The sequence below is a fragment of the Neobacillus drentensis genome (assembly GCF_036962765.1).
Taxonomy (GTDB): Bacteria; Bacillota; Bacilli; order Bacillales; family Cytobacillaceae; genus Neobacillus; species Neobacillus drentensis_C.
In genome coordinates, this window is sequence record NZ_JBALOS010000082.1 from 369 (window position 1) to 19,484 (window position 19,116).

The following is a 19,116-nucleotide window of genomic DNA, read 5'->3' on the forward strand; positions in this document are numbered from 1 at the left end:
CACCTGGCTTCACCCTTTCTAAAGCCCGGTCAAGCATATTCATCTTCGCGTCAAGATTGTCGATATAATGTAGAATTTCTGCTTCTTTAATCATTGGCGGTTTCGGACTTCCCCATTCTGCTTTACCGTGATGACTTAAAACAAGATGTTGAAGAATAAGGACTTCTTCACCGGAAATGCCCAGTTCCTCAGCTGCCTTGCCAATTTCATTAACCATAATCGTAATATGGCCTAGTAAATTTCCTTCAATTGTATATACCGTTGAAATCGGGCCTGAAAGCTCTAATACTTTCCCCATGTCATGCAGAATAACCCCTGCATAGAGCAAATCTGTATCAAGACTAGGATAAAGATTTGCAATTGATTTAGCCAAGTCAAGCATACTGACGACATGAAATGCAAGTCCCGACACAAACTCATGATGATTTTTTGTTGCTGCAGGAAATTCTAAAAAAGCTTTTTGATGCGTTTTGATTAAATGTCGTGTAATCCTTTGGATATTGGGATTTTTCATGTCAAAAATATATTGGGTGAGTCTGCTTGCCATTTCTTCCTGGCCTAATGGCGCAGTCTCCAAAAAGTCTTCTAACTTTACCCCATCCGCTGGTCCTGTTCGTCTAATTTGGCGGATTTTCAACTGACTTTTCCCTCGATAATTTTGCACATCGCCCTGTATTTTTACCATACTTTGCGGGGCATAACTCAAGAGATCCTCTTCGGTAACATCCCAAAGTTTTGCTTCTATTTCCCCGCTTTTATCTTGAAGAATGAGGGTCAAAAAGGGTTTACCATTACTTGCTATCCCTTTGGTTGAATTTTTAATAAGTAGAAATAATTCTACCTGCTCCCCAACTTCATGCTTTACTATTCCTTTACCCATATGATTCACGTCCTTCCCACTAGTAAGAGTATAACATAACCTATTATGACTCTATGAAATTATCTTAACAGCACCTTTTTCTAAAAAAAGAACATTTTCCCTTTGAAAATAGGAAAGCAAATGCTGATGACAAGTAAAAAATAATAGTTGATTTCTTTTCATCATTTTAAGTAGTTCTAACACTTTTTCCGTCCTCTTCGCATCAAAATTAACGAAACTATCATCGATAATAATCGGGAACTGATATTTCTCATAAATTGTAACAGCAAAGGCCAGCCGAATTGCAACGTATAACTGTTCCGTTGTTGCTTGACTTAGTTCATTTGCTTCAAATATCATACCATCTGTTCGTTCAACTAAGAATCCTGAACCAGAATGTTGCAAATGAATTCTTTGATAGTTTCCATCGGTAAGAAACAATAAATACTCTTCCGCTTTTATAATCACTCTTGGTAAATGGCTGTTTTTGTACCTTTCAATTGTGTTTGAGAGGATATCTTGTGCTAAGCAAAAGACAGACCACTCCTTAGCCGCCTCTTCTAGTTCAAATTTTTTCTGCTTGTAATGATGGAGGATATCTGAATACAGCCCTCCTTCTTCTAATACCTGAATCTCGTACTTGATGGAGGCATGATCTTCCTGAATTTCTTTTAGTTTTACTTCCCATTCAAGAATTTGCTGATTACATTCAACCATTAATGCATCACTTTGATGCATAGCGAGGAAAGATTCCCTTTCTAATTCTGAAAGAATCGAATATTGCAGCTGACTCTGTAGTGATTCAAGTCTTTCCAACAGGTTTTCTTGCTTTTCTGCTTTCGCGCCAAGTTCGTAAAATTGTTCCTCTGTTTCCACCTTTGCCGAAGAGATTAGGTTATTAAATTCTATTTGGAGATGATTTAATGCTTGTGTTTTTTGCTTTAAATCTGCTTCCAAGTCGGTAAGTTTCGCTAGTCTCTCCTGACTCACGATTTGTTTCCCGTGCTCTTCCTTCAACTTATTACGTAGTAAATGGGCTGCATGATATAAGTCTAAGCCTTTTTCATTTAAATAAAGATCCACAAAGTGATTCATGCCATTCACTATTTTTCCCTGTTGTTCTTCTATTTGCTGAAGTCTTGTATGGAACATTTTTTTCTCTCTACTAATCAACTTAAACTGTTCAATAAGGTTGAAGGCTTCTAGTAAAAAGGTCTCTGCAATATAGTCAGGTATTTTTAGTTCACGGCTAATAGTGACTAACTTTTCATTAGTTTCGGCTGACTCCAACTCCCATTGTTCAAATTTTGCAATGATCTTATCATATTGAGATTGTTGATGTATTAACTTCATTTTTACAATTTTCAGTTCGTCTCTGAGGTGATTATCCAAGGCTAATTGTTCTTCTAGCTTTGAAATTTCCAAATAATTTGCTGATTGAAGTTTATGCTTTAACTGCTCTTTCTTGTCTCGTAAATCATTTAATGTTTGATCTAGTTCTGAATTTTGCGGCTGCTTCTTAATTTTAGTCATCAAAATCACTAGTAATATACAACTTAGAAACCCAATTGCTACTAAAATCCACTGTTTTGAAAATACTCCATAAAGTGTTACAGCTAGTAAAATAACCTCAAAAAGTAAATACTGAAGTTTCTTCTGCTTCCCTTCTGTAACGGCTGCTACTGTATCTCGTTCATAAACCTGCTGATAGAATTCTATTTTATCTCGTAGAGACCTTAATTCCCTTTCAATGCTTTCTTTATCATTTCCTGAATTTAACTTCTCCTCAATTAATTGCCGTCCTTGTTTTGTAAGAACCTGACGCTCTGAAGACCGGACCTCTTTTTCTATTTCCTCTAACCTGCTTTTTTCTTCTTCATATTGATTTTCTAATTCTTCTTTCATTTCTTTTAGCTTTTGCAATTTCCGAGACAGGATTTCAACCTGATTTTTCATATAAATATTTGTATTAATAGCAAAGATATCTTCTCCGTCTAGGTTTAAATGAAGTTTTTCCCTAGTAATCGATAGTTCTTCTTCATACGCTAATAGTTTTGTTTCGCACTGCAGTTTTTCCTGCTTTAATTGGTCAAAGAGAGAAACTTGATCAAGCAAGGCAATGAGGGAAGGCTCATTTTTTAGAAAATGAAGGTCGGGTTGTATCCCTTCTGCCTCTTCCTTCAAATTTCTAATTCTTTCGGAAATGCTATTCATCTCTGCATTATAGGGATGAATAAGCTGATTTATTTTTTCGATTCTTTCAATCCCACGTACAGGAAAATCAATTTCACCAATTTCTGTGAGCTCATTCTTTGTCCACTTTTCATCTATGACAATGGATTGGATTCGCTTCCATTCATTTAGTTTTTCAATCTTTTCTCTTATTTCCTGAATGGAACGGTTTACATCATTCATTTCCTGTTCGAGCAGTTCTTTATCTTCTACTAGGTTTGTATAATTTTTATTTTTCGCTTCTGCTATTTTCAATTCTTTATTTATTTCATGCAGTGATTGTAACTTCTCATTCAATAAAGGTTTCTTGCCTGACGGTTTAAAGCGCGCATCCAGCTCCTTCTGGAGAACTGCTTCTGTTTTGGAAAGCCTTTCGGTTCCTAATGTCCCCGCGGAAAACAGGAATTTTCCTATCTCTTCACTTTTCATCTGATGAATATTTTGTAATCCTTGTAAATTAAAAGAAAAAATAGATTGGAATAGGCTTTTATCAAAATTGGCCGTTAATTCCTTAAGAAGTTCTTCGCCACCCATATGACCATTGTCCATCAACACCTTAACGTCACCAGCCGCTTTTCCCTTTACTCTTTCGATTACAGCACCGCCATATTTTTCATGGAAGATTCTTATTTTACCACCGTATTTTGTACTGTGCTTTGGTTCATAACGGAGTTCGGCTGTTTGTTGTTTAGTAGGGAACCCGAAAATAATGCCATGGATAAAGGCCATGATCGTGGACTTTCCTGCTTCATTTTCTCCATAGAAAACTTGAAAATCGTGCAGGTCGGTAATCTGAACATTTTCTAATTGGCCAAAACCATATATATGCAGCTCGAGGATTTTCAAACCTTCTCACTCCTTTCTCTAAGATTGATAAAGTAATTCGATCAGCAGCTTCTCTGCCTTATTGACTAGCTCTTTTTTCTCTTCAGTTGACAAATGAGTTAGATTTTTTCTCCCTAATTGATGTTCGTACAAGGGTGCCAATGCTTGCTCAACCTCGTCATAATGGTCAATTGTTTCAAATAGTTCAGCATAAAAGTTTGTATCACTTTTTAACTGCTCCTTATCTATGTGCTGACCTTCTGTAATAGTTAAGTTAACAACCCAAACGAATGATTCCTCTTCTTTTTCATCTTCTAAAAGAAGCTCTAACAGTTCGCTCTTTACACTTTTTAGTTCACGCTCATCCTCTAAATGAATGTTTTTCAAGGAAAGCGACAATAATGTTCCTTTTTGTTCCTTCCGGACTCGATTGATGGTTGTTTGGCATAATTGGAAAATCTCAAGGAAGTTTTTTGCAAAAGCAGCGTCAATTATTGTTTCTTCCCAAATAATATCGGCCGTTTCTAAAAAGATCATTTTCCTATCTAATTCTGTTAATGTGACATGATAAATACCTTTCACACCCGTCTCTTTTTTATTCCTTCCTTGAATATTGCCTGGATAGATGATCGGCGGCGTTTCAGATAGAACAGCCCTCTTATGAATATGTCCTAAAGCCCAATAATCAAAATCTTTTTGATGTAATTCACTAACAGAAAAAGGAGCATAATTATCATGATCAACCCCCGCACTTTCATTTCCATGAAGGATTCCAATATGAAAGTCGGCTCCATCTTTTTTCTTATATTCGTCTATTTTTCGATCAAAGACATGCCGTGTCGGGTAACTAAAACCATAAAGATGGATGACCTCACCACTTTTTGTATGTAAAACTTTGGTTTCTACTTTACTAGTAAACACATGTACATTTGATGGCATGTCTAGGTTCACCCATGATCCATTTAAGTGATCATGATTCCCGTGGACGACATAAACAGGTATGTCTTCTTCCGCGAGTTTAAGCATCTCTGTCCGAAACCGAGATTGTGCCCGCAGGCTCCGATCATCTCCATCGAATAAATCACCTGCTAGAATGACAAAGTCAACCTGATGATCAATTGCTGCCTCTGTTACCTTTTTTAATGCCGTGAAGGTACTTTCTTTTAAGCGAGAAAAGATGTTCGGCGGCAAGTTCTTTAATCCCACCATTGGGCTGTCCAAATGCAGGTCTGCTGCATGAATAAATGATATCTTTTTCATAAAACATTCCTTTCCATACCTTTTTCTTCATTGTAGCACCACCGAAATACGAATGCACGTTCTTATAGGCAGTTTATTAAAAAAAAGAACATTTACCAGCCGGTAAATGCTCTTTTTTTTATTCATTCTTTGTTAACTGTAATGCTTTTTTTATATCCTTAAAGGAGTTTGATTGACCATACATTAAAACACCGCCACGATAAACGCGTGCACCAAATATAGCTAAGAATACAATGGTCAAAACCAAGACAGCAATACCTATAAGCACCTCCCAGGCCGGAATGGTTAACATTCCTACCCTAAGAAACATGATCATAGGTGTAAAGAACGGGATAAAAGATGTCACCGTTATGAACGAAGCATCGGGCTTCCCTAAGCCAAACATCGCAATCATAAAACCAGCTACGACTAATAATGTCATGGGCGTAATCATTTGTTGAACATCTTCGATTCTACTGACAAGGGACCCGAGGAATGCGGCAAGTGTAGCATAAAGGAAATAACCAAGAATGAAGAAAATAACCGCATATATAATCGTTGCTAGAGGAATATCACCAAAACCATAGACACCGAAAAATCCTTCTTTTAAAGATTCCATATTTTGTTTAAGTGAAAAATAGCCTACAGCCAGAAATACAGCGAGCTGTGTTAGACTTAATAAACCTATTCCAATAATTTTCGCAAACATTTGTTTAATGGGAGAGACACTTGAAATTAAGATTTCCATGACCCTGGAGGACTTTTCTGTTGCTACCTCCATCGCAATCATATTGGCATACATAATAACGGAAAAATAAATAATGAACAGCAAGACATAGACAAGACCCCGTGCCTGATTCAGTTCCTCTTCCGTTTTGGCATTCTTTTCAAGAGCGACTTTCGTAAAAGACACAGGTTCATAAAGCTTTGCAAGTTGAACAGGTGTCAAATGAATCTGGGAAGCAGCCAGCATTGTTTTTAATTGCTGAAGACTCGTTTGAAGATCAGTATATAAAGAAGAATCCGCGATACTCTTTGCTTTAAATATGGCAAATGGAAGTTCTTCTTCATTTAATCTTAACATAACAATTCCTGAGTAAGTTCCCTTTTCTACTGCTTTCTCAGCTTCTGCTTCACTACCTTCGAAAAGAGTTAATTTAATATCCTTATTAATGGTACTAACTTGTTTTTTATATGGCTTAAATAGTTGACCTGTTTCATCCAATACAGTTACATTTTCTTTTCCATCATTTTTATCAAAGAAAGCAATAATATTAGTTAAGTTAGTTAAGGCTAGGACAATTACGACTGTTAAAAGAGTGGTGATGATGAAGGATTTTGTTTTTAATTTGTTTAGATAGGTGTGGAACAAAATAATCCAAAAACTATTCATAAGAATCACCTACTTTTTCAATAAAAATATCGTTTAGAGAAGGTTCCTCAAGGGCAAATTTCCGAATAAATCCCTTGTCGACAATTTCCTTAAGGATCTTTTCAGATAGGTACTCTCCTTCAATTTGCAAATGAATTCCTTCCATCGTTGGTTTTGACCTTACCACTCCAGGAAAATTTTTTAAGAAATCTAACGGAAAGTCGGCATGGACAACGAGATTCTTTTTCCCAAAGGAACGCTTGATCTCTTTTAATGACCCATGTACGACCGGCTTCCCTTTGTGCAATATACAAAGATGTTCACACATTTCCTCCACATGCTCCATCCGATGGCTTGAAAACACGATGGTCGCACCATCCTCTTTCAAGGCTAATACCGCTTCCTTTAGCATTTCTACATTAACTGGGTCAAGACCGCTAAAGGGCTCATCGAGGATTAGTAATTTGGGTTTATGTACGACAGCGGCAATGAATTGGATTTTTTGTTGGTTACCCTTCGAAAGCTCTTCGACCTTTTTATTCTCATACTCGGGAATTTTAAAGCGTTCAAGCCAGCGTTTTAATTCTATAAGTGCTTCAGACTTTTGCATCCCTCTTAACCTGGCTAAATAGACGATTTGGTCACGGACTTTTAACTTCGGATATAACCCTCTTTCTTCAGGAAGATATCCGACCAAATGACTAGTGGAATAATCGATGGGTTTCCCGTCCCAAGTGATCTTTCCAGCGGTTGTATCGAGTAACCCTAAAATCATTCGAAAAGTCGTTGTTTTCCCTGCACCATTAGCCCCTAAAAAGCCAAACATTTCTTTTTCAGGAATCACTAAAGATAAGTTATCAACGGCAGCAAAATTTCCGAACCGCTTCGTCACATGCTCAAGTTTTAGAACCATTTCACACACTCCTCTCCAACCTATTAAGAATATACCATATTATGGGTCTTATTTTCTTTTGCGCAATTTTAAAAATTATGTGAAAATAAAAAGTATCAAGATTCTATTAAGGAGTTGCTGAAATGAAAACGTATAAATTAACAGTATTCGAAACGAATGGAGAAAAAATTTTAGACGAATCCTTCCAGGCGGAACATGATGAGGCGGCCAAAGAATTAGGTGAAAAACTGTTAGCAGAAAAGCAACTATTAGAACGTACATATCGTTGTACATCACCAAGCGGTAAGCTCTTACTCTTTCATTCTTAATAGAAAAAAAGGAAGCACCATGCAACAGTGAAATTGCTTGAGGTTTTCCAATATAAACAAAGAAGCCGTGGGCTTCTTTGTTTATTTGCCTATAAATCTCGGCTGTCTTTTTTCGATAAATGCTCTAATTCCTTCTTGGTGGTCAATGGTTTCTCGCATTTTTTGTTGAGAGTGTTTTTCTAATTCTAAGATTTTTAGCAAATATGGACGATTCATATCAGCTAGTATCTTTTTCGTTTTAATCATTGCCTGAACGGGCCGGCTTAACCAATCTGCGATTCTAGCATCTAATGTCTCCTGTAGCCTGCCTGGTGCTATCTCCTCAATTAGCCCTAACTCAAACGCCTCATCTGCATCCATCATTTTTCCATTCCAAATCAACTGTTTCGCTTTAGTCTCACCTAATTTCTTTTCTAAAAAGAAATGAGCTCCACCATCAGGAATTAACCCAATACCAATAAAGTTCATCGCCAGCTTACTTGTTTTTTCAGCTATGATGTGGTCCGTTGCCAGCGCAAGGCTGAAGCCTAAGCCCGCCGCTGCACCTGAAACAGCACTAATCGTAAGTTTTGGCATGCTATAAAGAGTAATAATTAGTTCGCTTATGCTATCCATAACTGGATAGAAATCCTGTTCGTTCATGCTTGAAAGCATGGTCTTAATATCGCCGCCTGCAGAAAAAGCTTTTCCTTTTCCTGTAATAACGACAATATCGATTTCATCCGATTCGCTAATTTCCTTTAGTTTACAGACAAGCCCCTTGATCATCTCTGAATCCATTGCATTCAACGACTCAGGTCGGTTCATTTCTATTGTTGCCACTCGTCCATCAACTCTCACACTCACCTTATCCGTTATAAAATTGATTGACACTTGAAACCCTCCCATCCATTATAATCAATTCCATTATACATGGAATTGCGAGGATAAATATGTAAAAGTTTTTTAAAAATAGTGAATTTTCCTACGCTTTTTAGATAATATTCTAATAGGAAAGGTAAAAGGTGTTTTAAAAAAAAAAAGATATCAACGACAAATCTCCGCTGATATCTTTTTAGTTTACTTTTTGATTATGTTCATCCTTCTTAAAAACTCAATTGGTTGCTGCTTTCTAAAGTGTTCTTTCACCATATAGGCAACACCTTGTTCATTCTGTGACCGTGTCACCCAATCTGATGCTTTCTTTACGTTAAAATCAGCATTCCACATTGATACCCCTAAACCAACTGCCTCAAGCAAGGGAATATCGTCCATGCCATCACCGATATAGACTATTTCTTTTCTTTGAATTCCCAATTGGCTCGCAAGGTAGGATAATCCCGATAACTTTGAAACACCCGCTGGCACAATATCCAATCTTAAAGAGTCCAGCTCGATTAAATCAATCTCTGTATACATTTCCCTCAATGCCTTTTTCGCATCTTGAAGGTCACTTTCTTCTTCAAAATAAACTTCTATCTTTGGAGGGCTCACTGGCTGATCATGTAAATATTCAGTTAATGACGGCACAAATTGCTGTGAATAGAAAACTGGGTCTCCTGATGTATAAATCGTTTTAGCTAGCAAGTTATTATTCAGTTTTAATTTATTTGCTAATGAATATTGTTCATGAACAAGCCGAATTTGACATGGAAGCCCCTCTAAGAAGCTTACTGTATCGTAGGTAATTTGCTCATTTATCCTTTTCACATAAATTGGTTTGTCCTCAGAACTTGCAATAAATGCACCTTGATGGGTAATGAGAGGCGATTTTATTTTTAATGCCTTTGCAACTTTTCTAGCGGAAGGAAAGCTCCGCGATGATACAAGCGTGACATATATTCCTTTATCCTGAACATATTCAATAGCCTCTTTAGTTGATTTATGGATTTTTCCGTTTGTTTGAAGAAGCGTGCCATCAATATTTAACGCAAGCAAGCGATAAATCATTACGTTGCCCCCTGTTCTTGGTGAAATAGCCTTTATAACACTTTTATGATTTTTTAGGCATTTATAGAACGAAAAAAGCAGTGCATCCTTTACTGGTCATGTGAAACCCATCGATCTCGCTAAATCATGGCATTAGGAAAAAAAAAAGCCTTCGGATTATTATTCCGATGGCCTCATGAATCAGTTTATATTTGTCCGTATAAATCTTCTAGTGGTTTCATAATAACTTTGTTTAGCTCTCCAATAACCATGCTCATCCGTTGTTCGGCTTGCATTAGCCTAGCAATTTTTTCATTTTGCTGAACGAGTCCTACAGTTGACTGTGCTTGTTGGATCTCTTGTTCAGATATATCCTGCCCCATCATTTGTTTCTGTTGCAGGTCCATTTGGATTTTACGGAACTTATCAAACATTTGATTTGCAGCGGGATCAGCATTTACTTCCTTGTACGCTTGTTGTAGTTGTAAATATTCCTCACTTTGACGAATGGCTGTTTCTAACGCATAGGCAGAATCATATAAATTAACGGCCATTGAGATCAACTCCCTTTTTATTAATATGCTTTTCTAATCCGAATCAACTATAACAAACTATTCATCAAAATGCGAGAATGTTAAAATCACCATCTAGATCCATTTTACATACATTACTATATCAACTAATGCCTATATTTAAAAAGCGCAAGCGCCCGTTTAGCTGCGTATGGGAGCTGGAGCTGGATTCAGAGAACTATTACCGTTTCCAAATTATAAATTTTTAATTTCCCCGATCATGGATAGAAATTGAGGAATGCTTATGTCTTTTCCATTAACTCAGGTGATCATCGAAGCAAGAAAACCTAGGAAAAAGAATGACAGCCTTGTGCAAATGTCTACACATTTGTTTACTTGTTTAGGATTAAAAAAATTTCATTTGAATTTAAAATTAGGAAAGAAGTCGATCCCAACAACCGTCCAAACTGTAGACCTGGACCAAAACAATATGATGCTTATTCCTGAAAATATTCTGAAGATTTTTTGCCTGCCCGTCCAAAGTTTTAAATTTCAGGCTTTCTATCGGCCTGATGTTCTTACACTTGAACTTGGACCTTTGATTGGACTATTAACTGATTTCCCTTCTTTAAAACAGGAGGAGCCACACTTTCGTTCTATTCATGCTTTTTGTGAGGAACTTCATCAAGGTATTACTGAGAATGGTGGCTTTTTTTATGTTTTTTCATACGATGAATTTTTAAATCAAGGCTATTACCTTTTAAATGGCAAATGGACTCCGTTTGAGCATCCAATCCCGGATGTGATTTACAACCGGATTCATTCTCGCAAACTTGAAAAATCTGTACAGTTTAAGCACTTTCGCGAAAGAATAGAAACCTTGCAGATTCCTTTGTTTAATGAACGCTTCCTGTCAAAATGGGAAGTATATAATCAAATATTTCAAGAAAAGCACCTCTATCCCTATATACCAAAAACAAAAATCTATACAAAAGAGCACCTATATGAACTTGCCCAAGAATATGAAACGATTTTTATTAAGCCTGTTCATGGCAGTCAAGGCAGGAATATTGTCAAATTGATAAAGGAAGATGAAAGCCACTACACCTTACAATCCTCGATTCCATCACTTAACAACAACTCTAGCAATAAATTCATCATAGACGAATTACATTACCTACTTGAGCCTTATCTTCAAAATCGATTTTATATCATTCAACAAGGTGTGGAATTATTTAGGTATGAATCATGTTCCATGGACTTTAGGGCACTATGTCACAAAAATCTGAACAACCATTGGCAAGTTACCTCTATTGTAGCAAGGATCGCAGCAAAAGATGAGTTTGTTTCCAACATCGCAAGAGGAGGAAGAATGCTTAGGCCGTTGGATGTTTTGAAAACAAGTCTAGGGCCTAAAAGATCATTACAGATCCTTGCACTTATGAAGGAATTAGCTGTTGAAACAGCTTCTATCATTAGTAATTCTTCAACAGGGATAACGGGTGAACTTGGCATCGACATTGGCGTAGATCAAGAGGGAAAGCTGTGGATTATTGAAGTAAACTCGAAACCTTCGAAAAACTTTGAGGATGGATTAGGAAAAATAAGACCATCAGCAAAGGCGCTCATTCAATTTTGTACTTTGCTTGCATTTAATTTGACCATTGTAAAGGAGGAGCAGTAAATTGATTGCCTTTGGACTAATGACAGTCAGCATGGAAAGTGAGCAGTCCTATCTAAACGACATCGCTAACCTTGCTGAATCCTGCGGGGTTGAATGCTATCGCTTCATCCCCACTAACATCAATCCACTTACACTAAAAGTAAAAGGGAAAAAATTCATTTCACAAACAAAATCCTGGGTTGACAATGAATTTCCCATTCCAGCAATTGTTTATGATCGTTGTTTTTATGGCGATGATGACCACTCAAAGCAGTGTATTCCAATTGTATCTTGGCTAAAGGCCAGACCCGATATAACCTTTTTAGGGTATGGCTTGCCTAATAAACTAGAACTCTATGAAGTTTTAAACAGCACAGTATTATCAGCTTACTTACCGATGACGCAAGCGGCTTGTAATCCTGCCAACGTGTTAAATGAATTAACAGCCAATAAACGAATTGTTTTAAAGCCAATTAATGGATCGCAGGGCAATGGCATTTATTATTTGAAGAAAAACAACAAGTCCTTTCATGTTAAAACGGAGAAACACAAAAATATTATCTCACGGATTTTCCCGAATGAAACAAAACTAATTAAATGGTTACAACCTCTTATCAGCAAGCGCCCATACCTGTTGCAACCATATTTGGAATTATCCAATGAAGAATTGCAGCCATTTGACCTGCGGATCCTCTTACAGAAAAAGATGGATGGAAATTGGGGAGAAATGGGCAGAGGTATACGTACCGGGAGTACGGGGGGAATCCTATCCAACTTAAGTGCAGGAGGTTCCATTCTTCCTTACTCTGATTGGTCATCCTCTTTACTACCCTCTAAGAAGGAGTATTTAAATCAGGAATTAGAATATATTCTCTCCAATCTTCCTCCTATTCTTGAAAATGCCTTTTTACCCTTATTTGAGATTGGTATCGATATCGGTATAGCGAAAAATGGGTCAATTTGGATTTTGGATATCAATTCGAAGCCGGGCCGAAAGGTCATCCTTCATACTCAGCCAGACATAAAGAGGATATTAAACCTTGCCCCGCTGCTTTATGCGAAACACCTAAGTAAGTGTGAGTTAAAAGAAAGGAAGAGCTATTATGAGAAAACATTATCTCATTGAAGTTGCTCAAAATGATCAATTAGTGGTATTCTGTCCTTCGGCAATTCTGCAAGAAAAAGAGGTAACACGGATTGCCTTTGGTTCAAGATCTTTAGAAGTTGATTTTATCCCACATCCAGATCATAATGATCGGATATCCATTAGCAGGGAAATTCAACAAGTACTCCAATTTCCAAGTTTCAACATTCCACTCCATGTTTTTTTCAATAACCAAACACTTATCATTGGTCCACTTGTAGGGATTTTTACAGCAGGATTTACTTCCTTACCATTAGAACCTATTGGTGATCGAACACAGTTCTTTTCAAAACTCCTATCTGTCAATAAAACGGTCGGTGCACTCCCATTTGTATTCGGAGAACAGCATATTGATTGGGACCTAGAAACCATTGAGGGATACTTTTATCATAATAATGGCTGGCAGACAGTCAACATTCCCTTTCCTAATGTAATTTATGATCGGCTTCCCAATCGAAGATGTGAAAATAATCCGAGATTAATTAAGGTTAGAGAACGATTGCAAAAAGAGTATCTTATTCCATGGTATAATCCCGGATTTTTCAATAAACTTGATATTCATGAAAGGCTTATTCAAGACGAAACCGTTGCTCATTTTCTCCCAGAAACATTACCATTTACTTCCTTCTCTTCTATCGAAATAATGCTATTCCATTTTGGGCATGTCTTTATCAAGCCTAAAAATGGCAGTCTCGGTTTAGGGGTTCACCAAATTATTTACGACAAACACAGCGACGATTATTTCTGTCGGTATCAAGATCAGAATGGTGCAAATCGGCTGAGGAAATTTTCAAGTCTAGAACGCTTGATGGGGACCGTCTTTGCCAATCAATCCCTTGAAAACATGTTAGTACAGCAGGGCATAAATTTACTACGATGCGAAGCTCGATCCATTGATTTTCGGGTCCACACCAATAAAGATGATATGGGGAATTGGCATGTATCTGCTATTGCAGCGAAAATTGCAGGACCCGGCAGTGTGACCACCCATACAAGAAGCGGTGGAGATATCAAGACAATCGAAGAGGTTTTCTCCAGTGAAGAATGTATTCATAGTAAAGAGAGACTCTCCAATGCCGCACTGCTTTTAAGCAGCGCCTTGGATCGACAAGTAGAAGGCATTATTGGTGAGATTGGTTTTGATTTAGGAATCGATCGAAATGGGAAAGTTTGGCTCTTCGAAGCAAATTCCAAACCTGGAAGAACTATCTTTACTCATCCGGAATTAAAAGAATTTGATTTGCTAACCCGAAAATTATCTATTGCATTTGCGGTCTTTATTACCGAGCAATCCTTAATACATCCCAAGGAGTTATTCAAATGAAAACCAATCATCCAAAGCCTCTGATTGGGATTCTGACAACAAAAAAAGCAAATGGTTCCATCGCCGGAAATGGCCCACTTTTTATGGCTTTACAAAAGAAGCTTATTTCACAAGATGGAATAAGCTTTGTTTTTACACCTGAAGATACAAATACAGACTATATTACGGGCTATTCTTTTTTACCTGAACAAAATCACTGGATTAAGGAAAAATTCCGCTATCCAGACCTTGTTTATAACCGAATTCCTTTTCGAAAGTCAGAACAAAGCGACCAATGCCAACAGTTTCTTTCCTTACTAAAGGAGAAGAATATCCCCTTTTTCAATCCGTGTTTTATCGATAAATATGAGCTCTATGAAGTGCTTAAAAATCACCCGTTTTTAGAAACTTTCCTTCCACAGACGATCCTCATCCATGGTAAAAAGGACTTGTTCAAGTTTCAAAAGAAGCATAAAAGCATTTATTTAAAACCTGCTCAATCCTCAAAGGGAAAAGGGATTTTCCGCTTAAAAATAAGTGGGGATTCCACACTACAATTCGATGGGATCGATCATCAAAAACTTTATAAATCGTTTGATCATTTCTGGGGGGTATGGGGTAAGGAACTACTTGAAAAAAATTACTTAGCACAAGAGGAAGTAAAATCAGTTCAATACAAGGGCAGCCGTTTCGATTTTCGAATCCTTGCCCATGCAAATGACAGTGGCTATATCGTAACAGGAATTGGAATTCGGCAATCACAGGACCAAGAAATTACGACTCATATTCCATCCGGCGGTAGATTCCTGCCCTATGTACTTTTGCAATCAAAGGAACATGATCGTTTTATTGAATCGATTGTCCCTGAAATCGGGAAGAGTTTATCTGATCGATTTGGTTATTTCGGCGAATTTTCTATTGATGCTGGGGTAAGTATTACGGGTCAGTACTATATTTACGAGGTGAATTCAAAACCAATGAGTTTTGACGAAGTTGAAATAGAAGAAAAAAAAATTGAGCAACTTTGCAGCTTATTTCTCCAACTAACAGATTATGAAAACTGACAGAAAATTCATATTTAAATATTTCCCCAAACAAGTTAAGCTATAAGTAAGAATATTAAAAGGGGGAATTCACGATGATCATGCACTTTCAATTCAAACCGTTATTTGAAAACAAAAACATTCCTGGCTGGAATTTTTCCTTTTATCATAAAAAACAAAAAGTTACGGGGATTTATCACCAAACCGGGAAAATAGAATGGACAGCGAATGTGCCTGAACAGGATGAAATCGAGGCATTATCAAGTCAAATCCATGAGCTTATGCTTTACCATGTTTATGAATAATCTCAAATGATAAAAATGGGTGTATGAAAACTTTCCTTATCCGCAAACTAAATATAGTATTGGGAAAGGATGATAGTGATGAACAAAGAAAAAGAGAACGAAACGGATTTAGGTTCTGCTTATGAAGGCAGAGACAAGGTGTTTATGGATGTTGACCGAATGATTAACGAAGGCATGTCTGGTGGTTCTGTCCATTCCCGCCATGATTCAACAAATATTGAAGAAGCCCGTGACCTTCAAGAAGAACAACCACCTTATGAATGCGAATAATATCAACTACTATTATAACAGGCCAGCCAAAATTACTTTGGCTGGCCATTATTATTTTTTAGCTTTCATTAACTACTGTATAATTACTGTAGTTAATGAAAAAATCCAACAAAATGGAGAAACCAACGATGTTACGAAAATTATTATCTATTTATGAAAATGCTATTTTGTTTCCCGATAAACCTGATAAGCCTTCAGAACAATTATATTTATTTTCCAACGACCGTGAAAACGAATGGCTCGGCATTCCTAAAACTGAGCTGTCTGAAAAGGAATTAACCCTCCTTCAAACGATATACCAATTAGTTGAGATTCAATCTGTGGCCAGAAATGCAGCAGCCAAGGGTTGGGATGAATATTTATTAGACGATGGGCCACTGCCGTCCTATCATACTGATTCGACGCTCCGTTTCATTCAATTTCAAATTAAAGGAGATGAAACAAACCAAATAGAAATTGAGTCGGCCTTAAAAGGATTCTTTACTGAAGAAATCATCATCATTTGGGAAAACAGAAGTCGAGGGATTGTTATTGAAGAGGCCAATACGGTCTCTCTCACTGAAGAAGAATTGATTTCTATGTCAGAAACGTTAGAAAGCGATTTTTATGTCAAAATTTCGTTTTTTATTGGAAAGTCCAATTCATTAAATGATCAACTTCGTTCAAAGTTTCTTCTTGAAAAAGAATACTTTTCATTTGGTATGACCAATCTTGGAACCCACATTAGTATTTTTACATTTGAACGGATTTTTCCTGACTTTATTGCTTATCACCTGCCTATGGATATAAAACCAAAGGTCAGACAGGGAATATTCGAAATATTTTATGATGAACCCGAGATGTATTCGACCATTAAAGTTTTTCTTGAGAATAATTTAAATGCTAGTTTGACGGCAAAAAAATTGTATATCCACCGAAATACACTTCAATATCGGATTGATAAATTTATCGACAAGTCCGGAATCCAATTAAAGGATTTTTATGGTGCCTTTACAGTCTTTTTAGCTTGTCTTCTATATGAACAAAGTCAAAAAAAGTAACAATGTGCCCAAAAAAGCGTTTTCATTTTTTGTGCAGTCTGTCCATACCTATTTTCTTTTGCCAATTGTAAACTGTTACTAACAAGATAAAGGGAGGAATTACAATGGCAGAGTTAAAATTAGATCATATTTATAAAATTTATGATAATAAGGTAACAGCTGTTCAAGACTTCAATTTACATATTGAAGATAAAGAATTTATCGTGTTTGTAGGACCATCAGGGTGCGGGAAATCTACAACACTTCGAATGATTGCTGGTCTTGAAGATATTTCTAAAGGTGATTTCTACATTGATGGGAAAAGAGTAAACGATGTAGCACCAAAAGATCGCGATATCGCCATGGTTTTCCAAAACTATGCTCTTTATCCACACATGACTGTATATGATAACATGGCTTTTGGCTTAAAACTGCGCAAATTTCCAAAAGATGAAATTGACCGTCGCGTAAAAGACGCAGCAAAGATTCTTGGTTTAGAAGCTTACTTAACTCGTAAACCTAAAGCTCTTTCAGGTGGACAACGTCAGCGTGTGGCATTAGGCCGTGCGATTGTCCGTGATGCAAAAGTATTCTTAATGGATGAACCATTATCAAACCTTGATGCTAAGCTTCGTGTTCAAATGCGTGCGGAAATTGCTAAGCTTCACCGCCGCTTAGATACTACTACCATCTATGTAACACATGACCAAACTGAAGCGATGACAATGGCTACACGACTAGTTGTTATGAAAGATGGTATCATTCAACAAGTTGGTTCTCCTAAAGAAGTTTATGAAAAGCCTGAGAATGTCTTTGTTGGTGGCTTTATCGGATCTCCTGCAATGAACTTCTTTAGTGGAAAACTAGAGGATGGAAAATTTGTCATTGGAAATACTACCCTTGCTGTTCCAGAAGGAAAAATGAAATATCTGCGCGAGCAAGGGTATGTTGGAAAATCAATTATCCTTGGTACTCGTCCAGAAGATATTCATGATGAACCTGTTTTCATTGATGCATCAGCTGGATCAAAAATAAAGGCACAAGTGGATGTTGCAGAGTTAACTGGTGCAGAATTAATGATTTATTCTAGCATTGGCGGCCAAGATTTCGTAGCCCGAGTGGATTCTCGTGGTGATATTCATCCTGGTGATACTTTAGAACTTGCGTTTGATATGAATAAGGCACATTTCTTTGATGAAGAAACTGAATCAAGAATCCGCCCTTAATAAGTAAATAAGAACCAATAAGCCCCGCTTCGTGAGCGGGGCTTATTCTTTTATAAAAAATACCTCCTCAGTATTACAAGCAGGGCATCGATATACATGCGGACACTTATGACCCAAATTTGTATCGGGATATCCATCTTCCATTTTCATTAAGTCAATTTCCATATATGGACTGTAATCATCATAAAAATCCATCAGACGACCACTTTCCATCATAGGCTCACCGCAAGTTGAACATAATAAGTAGGCTTCACGAAAACCATTACATACTGGGCATTCAGACATTCTATTCACCCTTTTTAATTAATTGATAACCTTAGTTTGTGTTAACTTACATCCTATATGTAATGGAATAAACTACCAAAAAAATTCTCGAATAAGTCTTTCCTTTTTAATCATAATAAGTATTACAAAGCAAGCAACACTTACACACGATGGATGAAACCAAAAGGGGAATAGCCGGTGCAAGTCCGACTCATCCAGCCAAACCGAAGGTTTATGAATGAATCTCCACCTTGTAAAAAATTTATCAAAAGTAATATTGATAATATGGGTTAGGCCAAGGCGGCAATGGTTTAATCTCCATTATGGTTCAACTCCATACTGACCCCAAATTTATTAAGAGGAGTGTTATTCAACTATGGCAGCTAACAACAACTCTAATCAACTTCTAGTACCAGGCGTCGAACAAGCTCTTAGTCAAATGAAGTATGAAATTGCTTCAGAATTTGGTGTAAATCTTGGTGCTGACACTACTTCACGTGCCAACGGATCTGTTGGTGGAGAAATTACAAAACGTCTAGTAGCAATGGCTGAGTCTCAACTTGGCGGATTCCAACGCTAATATTTTAACCAAGTAAATACAAATAAATATTATGGCTAAGCCCCTTCCTTTGGAAGGGGCTTTCATTTTCTTAAAGGCTATTTTAGCATAAATTGTTGTTTTACGTAAAAGTACATCAACCCGTATAACTA

19 protein-coding genes are annotated in these 19,116 nt (G+C 37.0%); 10 read left to right on the forward strand and 9 right to left on the reverse strand.

Going from position 1 to position 19,116, the window contains the following annotated elements; translation table 11 throughout:
- The 5 genes from yhaM to V7137_RS11945 all read right to left on the reverse strand — a co-directional run.
- On the reverse strand, positions 1-880 hold an 880-nt coding region (yhaM, locus tag V7137_RS11925), incomplete at its 3' end, for a 3'-5' exoribonuclease YhaM (RefSeq protein WP_335698288.1).
- Positions 881-931: 51 nt separating this feature from the next.
- On the reverse strand, positions 932-3,937 hold the full coding sequence (locus V7137_RS11930) for an ATP-binding protein (protein ID WP_335698289.1): 3,006 nt from the start codon (positions 3,935-3,937) through the stop codon (positions 932-934).
- An 18-nt stretch (positions 3,938-3,955) separates the two neighbouring features.
- Positions 3,956-5,176 carry a metallophosphoesterase family protein gene (locus V7137_RS11935; RefSeq protein ID WP_335698290.1) on the reverse strand — a complete coding sequence of 407 codons (1,221 nt, stop codon included), beginning with the start codon at positions 5,174-5,176 and terminating at the stop codon, positions 3,956-3,958.
- A 118-nt stretch (positions 5,177-5,294) separates the two neighbouring features.
- Complete coding sequence (locus V7137_RS11940) at positions 5,295-6,548, reverse strand: ABC transporter permease (RefSeq protein WP_335698291.1); 1,254 nt, start codon at positions 6,546-6,548, stop codon at positions 5,295-5,297.
- Entirely contained in the window at positions 6,541-7,440 is a 900-nt protein-coding gene (locus V7137_RS11945; protein ID WP_335698292.1) for an ABC transporter ATP-binding protein, read from the reverse strand. Before V7137_RS11945 ends, V7137_RS11940 begins: the two co-directional genes overlap by 8 nt.
- 122 nt (positions 7,441-7,562) lie before the next feature.
- Between V7137_RS11945 and V7137_RS11950 the strand changes: the two genes are divergently transcribed.
- The gene (locus V7137_RS11950) at positions 7,563-7,748 is read left to right on the forward strand and encodes a YhzD family protein (RefSeq protein WP_335698293.1); all 186 of its coding nucleotides are present in this window, start codon (positions 7,563-7,565) and stop codon (positions 7,746-7,748) included.
- An 81-nt stretch (positions 7,749-7,829) separates the two neighbouring features.
- On the opposite strand, the gene V7137_RS11955 is transcribed toward V7137_RS11950, so the two are convergent.
- From V7137_RS11955 to V7137_RS11965, 3 genes are all read right to left on the reverse strand, one after another.
- Positions 7,830-8,621, reverse strand: coding sequence for an enoyl-CoA hydratase (locus V7137_RS11955; RefSeq protein ID WP_335698294.1), 792 nt, complete (start codon positions 8,619-8,621; stop codon positions 7,830-7,832).
- Positions 8,622-8,807: 186 nt separating this feature from the next.
- Entirely contained in the window at positions 8,808-9,677 is an 870-nt protein-coding gene (locus V7137_RS11960; protein ID WP_335698295.1) for a Cof-type HAD-IIB family hydrolase, read from the reverse strand.
- A gap of 185 nt (positions 9,678-9,862) precedes the next feature.
- On the reverse strand, positions 9,863-10,210 hold the full coding sequence (locus tag V7137_RS11965) for a YlbF family regulator (RefSeq protein ID WP_335698296.1): 348 nt from the start codon (positions 10,208-10,210) through the stop codon (positions 9,863-9,865).
- 262 nt (positions 10,211-10,472) lie between these two features.
- Here V7137_RS11965 and V7137_RS11970 point away from each other — a divergent pair, with 262 nt between their 5' ends.
- The 8 genes from V7137_RS11970 to V7137_RS12005 all read left to right on the forward strand — a co-directional run bounded on the left by V7137_RS11970 (position 10,473) and on the right by V7137_RS12005 (position 18,141).
- The gene (locus tag V7137_RS11970; RefSeq protein ID WP_335698297.1) at positions 10,473-11,852 is read left to right on the forward strand and encodes a YheC/YheD family endospore coat-associated protein; all 1,380 of its coding nucleotides are present in this window, start codon (positions 10,473-10,475) and stop codon (positions 11,850-11,852) included.
- Position 11,853: 1 nt separating this feature from the next.
- Positions 11,854-12,957: a YheC/YheD family endospore coat-associated protein gene (locus V7137_RS11975; RefSeq protein ID WP_335698298.1), complete on the forward strand. Its 1,104-nt coding sequence runs from the start codon at positions 11,854-11,856 to the stop codon at positions 12,955-12,957.
- Complete coding sequence (locus tag V7137_RS11980; RefSeq protein WP_335698299.1) at positions 12,935-14,299, forward strand: YheC/YheD family endospore coat-associated protein; 1,365 nt, start codon at positions 12,935-12,937, stop codon at positions 14,297-14,299. The genes V7137_RS11975 and V7137_RS11980 overlap by 23 nt, the downstream gene beginning before the upstream one ends.
- Positions 14,296-15,342, forward strand: coding sequence for a YheC/YheD family endospore coat-associated protein (locus V7137_RS11985; RefSeq protein ID WP_335698300.1), 1,047 nt, complete (start codon positions 14,296-14,298; stop codon positions 15,340-15,342). The genes V7137_RS11980 and V7137_RS11985 overlap by 4 nt, the downstream gene beginning before the upstream one ends.
- A gap of 74 nt (positions 15,343-15,416) precedes the next feature.
- Positions 15,417-15,626 carry a YheE family protein gene (locus tag V7137_RS11990; protein WP_218350165.1) on the forward strand — a complete coding sequence of 70 codons (210 nt, stop codon included), beginning with the start codon at positions 15,417-15,419 and terminating at the stop codon, positions 15,624-15,626.
- A 78-nt stretch (positions 15,627-15,704) separates the two neighbouring features.
- Entirely contained in the window at positions 15,705-15,896 is a 192-nt protein-coding gene (locus V7137_RS11995; protein WP_335698309.1) for a hypothetical protein, read from the forward strand.
- Between the two features lie 128 nt (positions 15,897-16,024).
- Entirely contained in the window at positions 16,025-16,936 is a 912-nt protein-coding gene (locus V7137_RS12000) for a helix-turn-helix domain-containing protein (RefSeq protein ID WP_335698301.1), read from the forward strand.
- A 104-nt stretch (positions 16,937-17,040) separates the two neighbouring features.
- Positions 17,041-18,141, forward strand: coding sequence for an ABC transporter ATP-binding protein (locus V7137_RS12005; RefSeq protein ID WP_335698302.1), 1,101 nt, complete (start codon positions 17,041-17,043; stop codon positions 18,139-18,141).
- 42 nt (positions 18,142-18,183) lie between these two features.
- On the opposite strand, the gene V7137_RS12010 is transcribed toward V7137_RS12005, so the two are convergent.
- Positions 18,184-18,426: a hypothetical protein gene (locus V7137_RS12010; RefSeq protein WP_335698303.1), complete on the reverse strand. Its 243-nt coding sequence runs from the start codon at positions 18,424-18,426 to the stop codon at positions 18,184-18,186.
- Between the two features lie 355 nt (positions 18,427-18,781).
- Here V7137_RS12010 and V7137_RS12015 point away from each other — a divergent pair, with 355 nt between their 5' ends.
- Positions 18,782-18,985, forward strand: a complete 204-nt coding sequence (locus tag V7137_RS12015; protein ID WP_168242404.1) for an alpha/beta-type small acid-soluble spore protein — start codon at positions 18,782-18,784, stop codon at positions 18,983-18,985.
- Positions 18,986-19,116 lie beyond the last annotated feature (131 nt).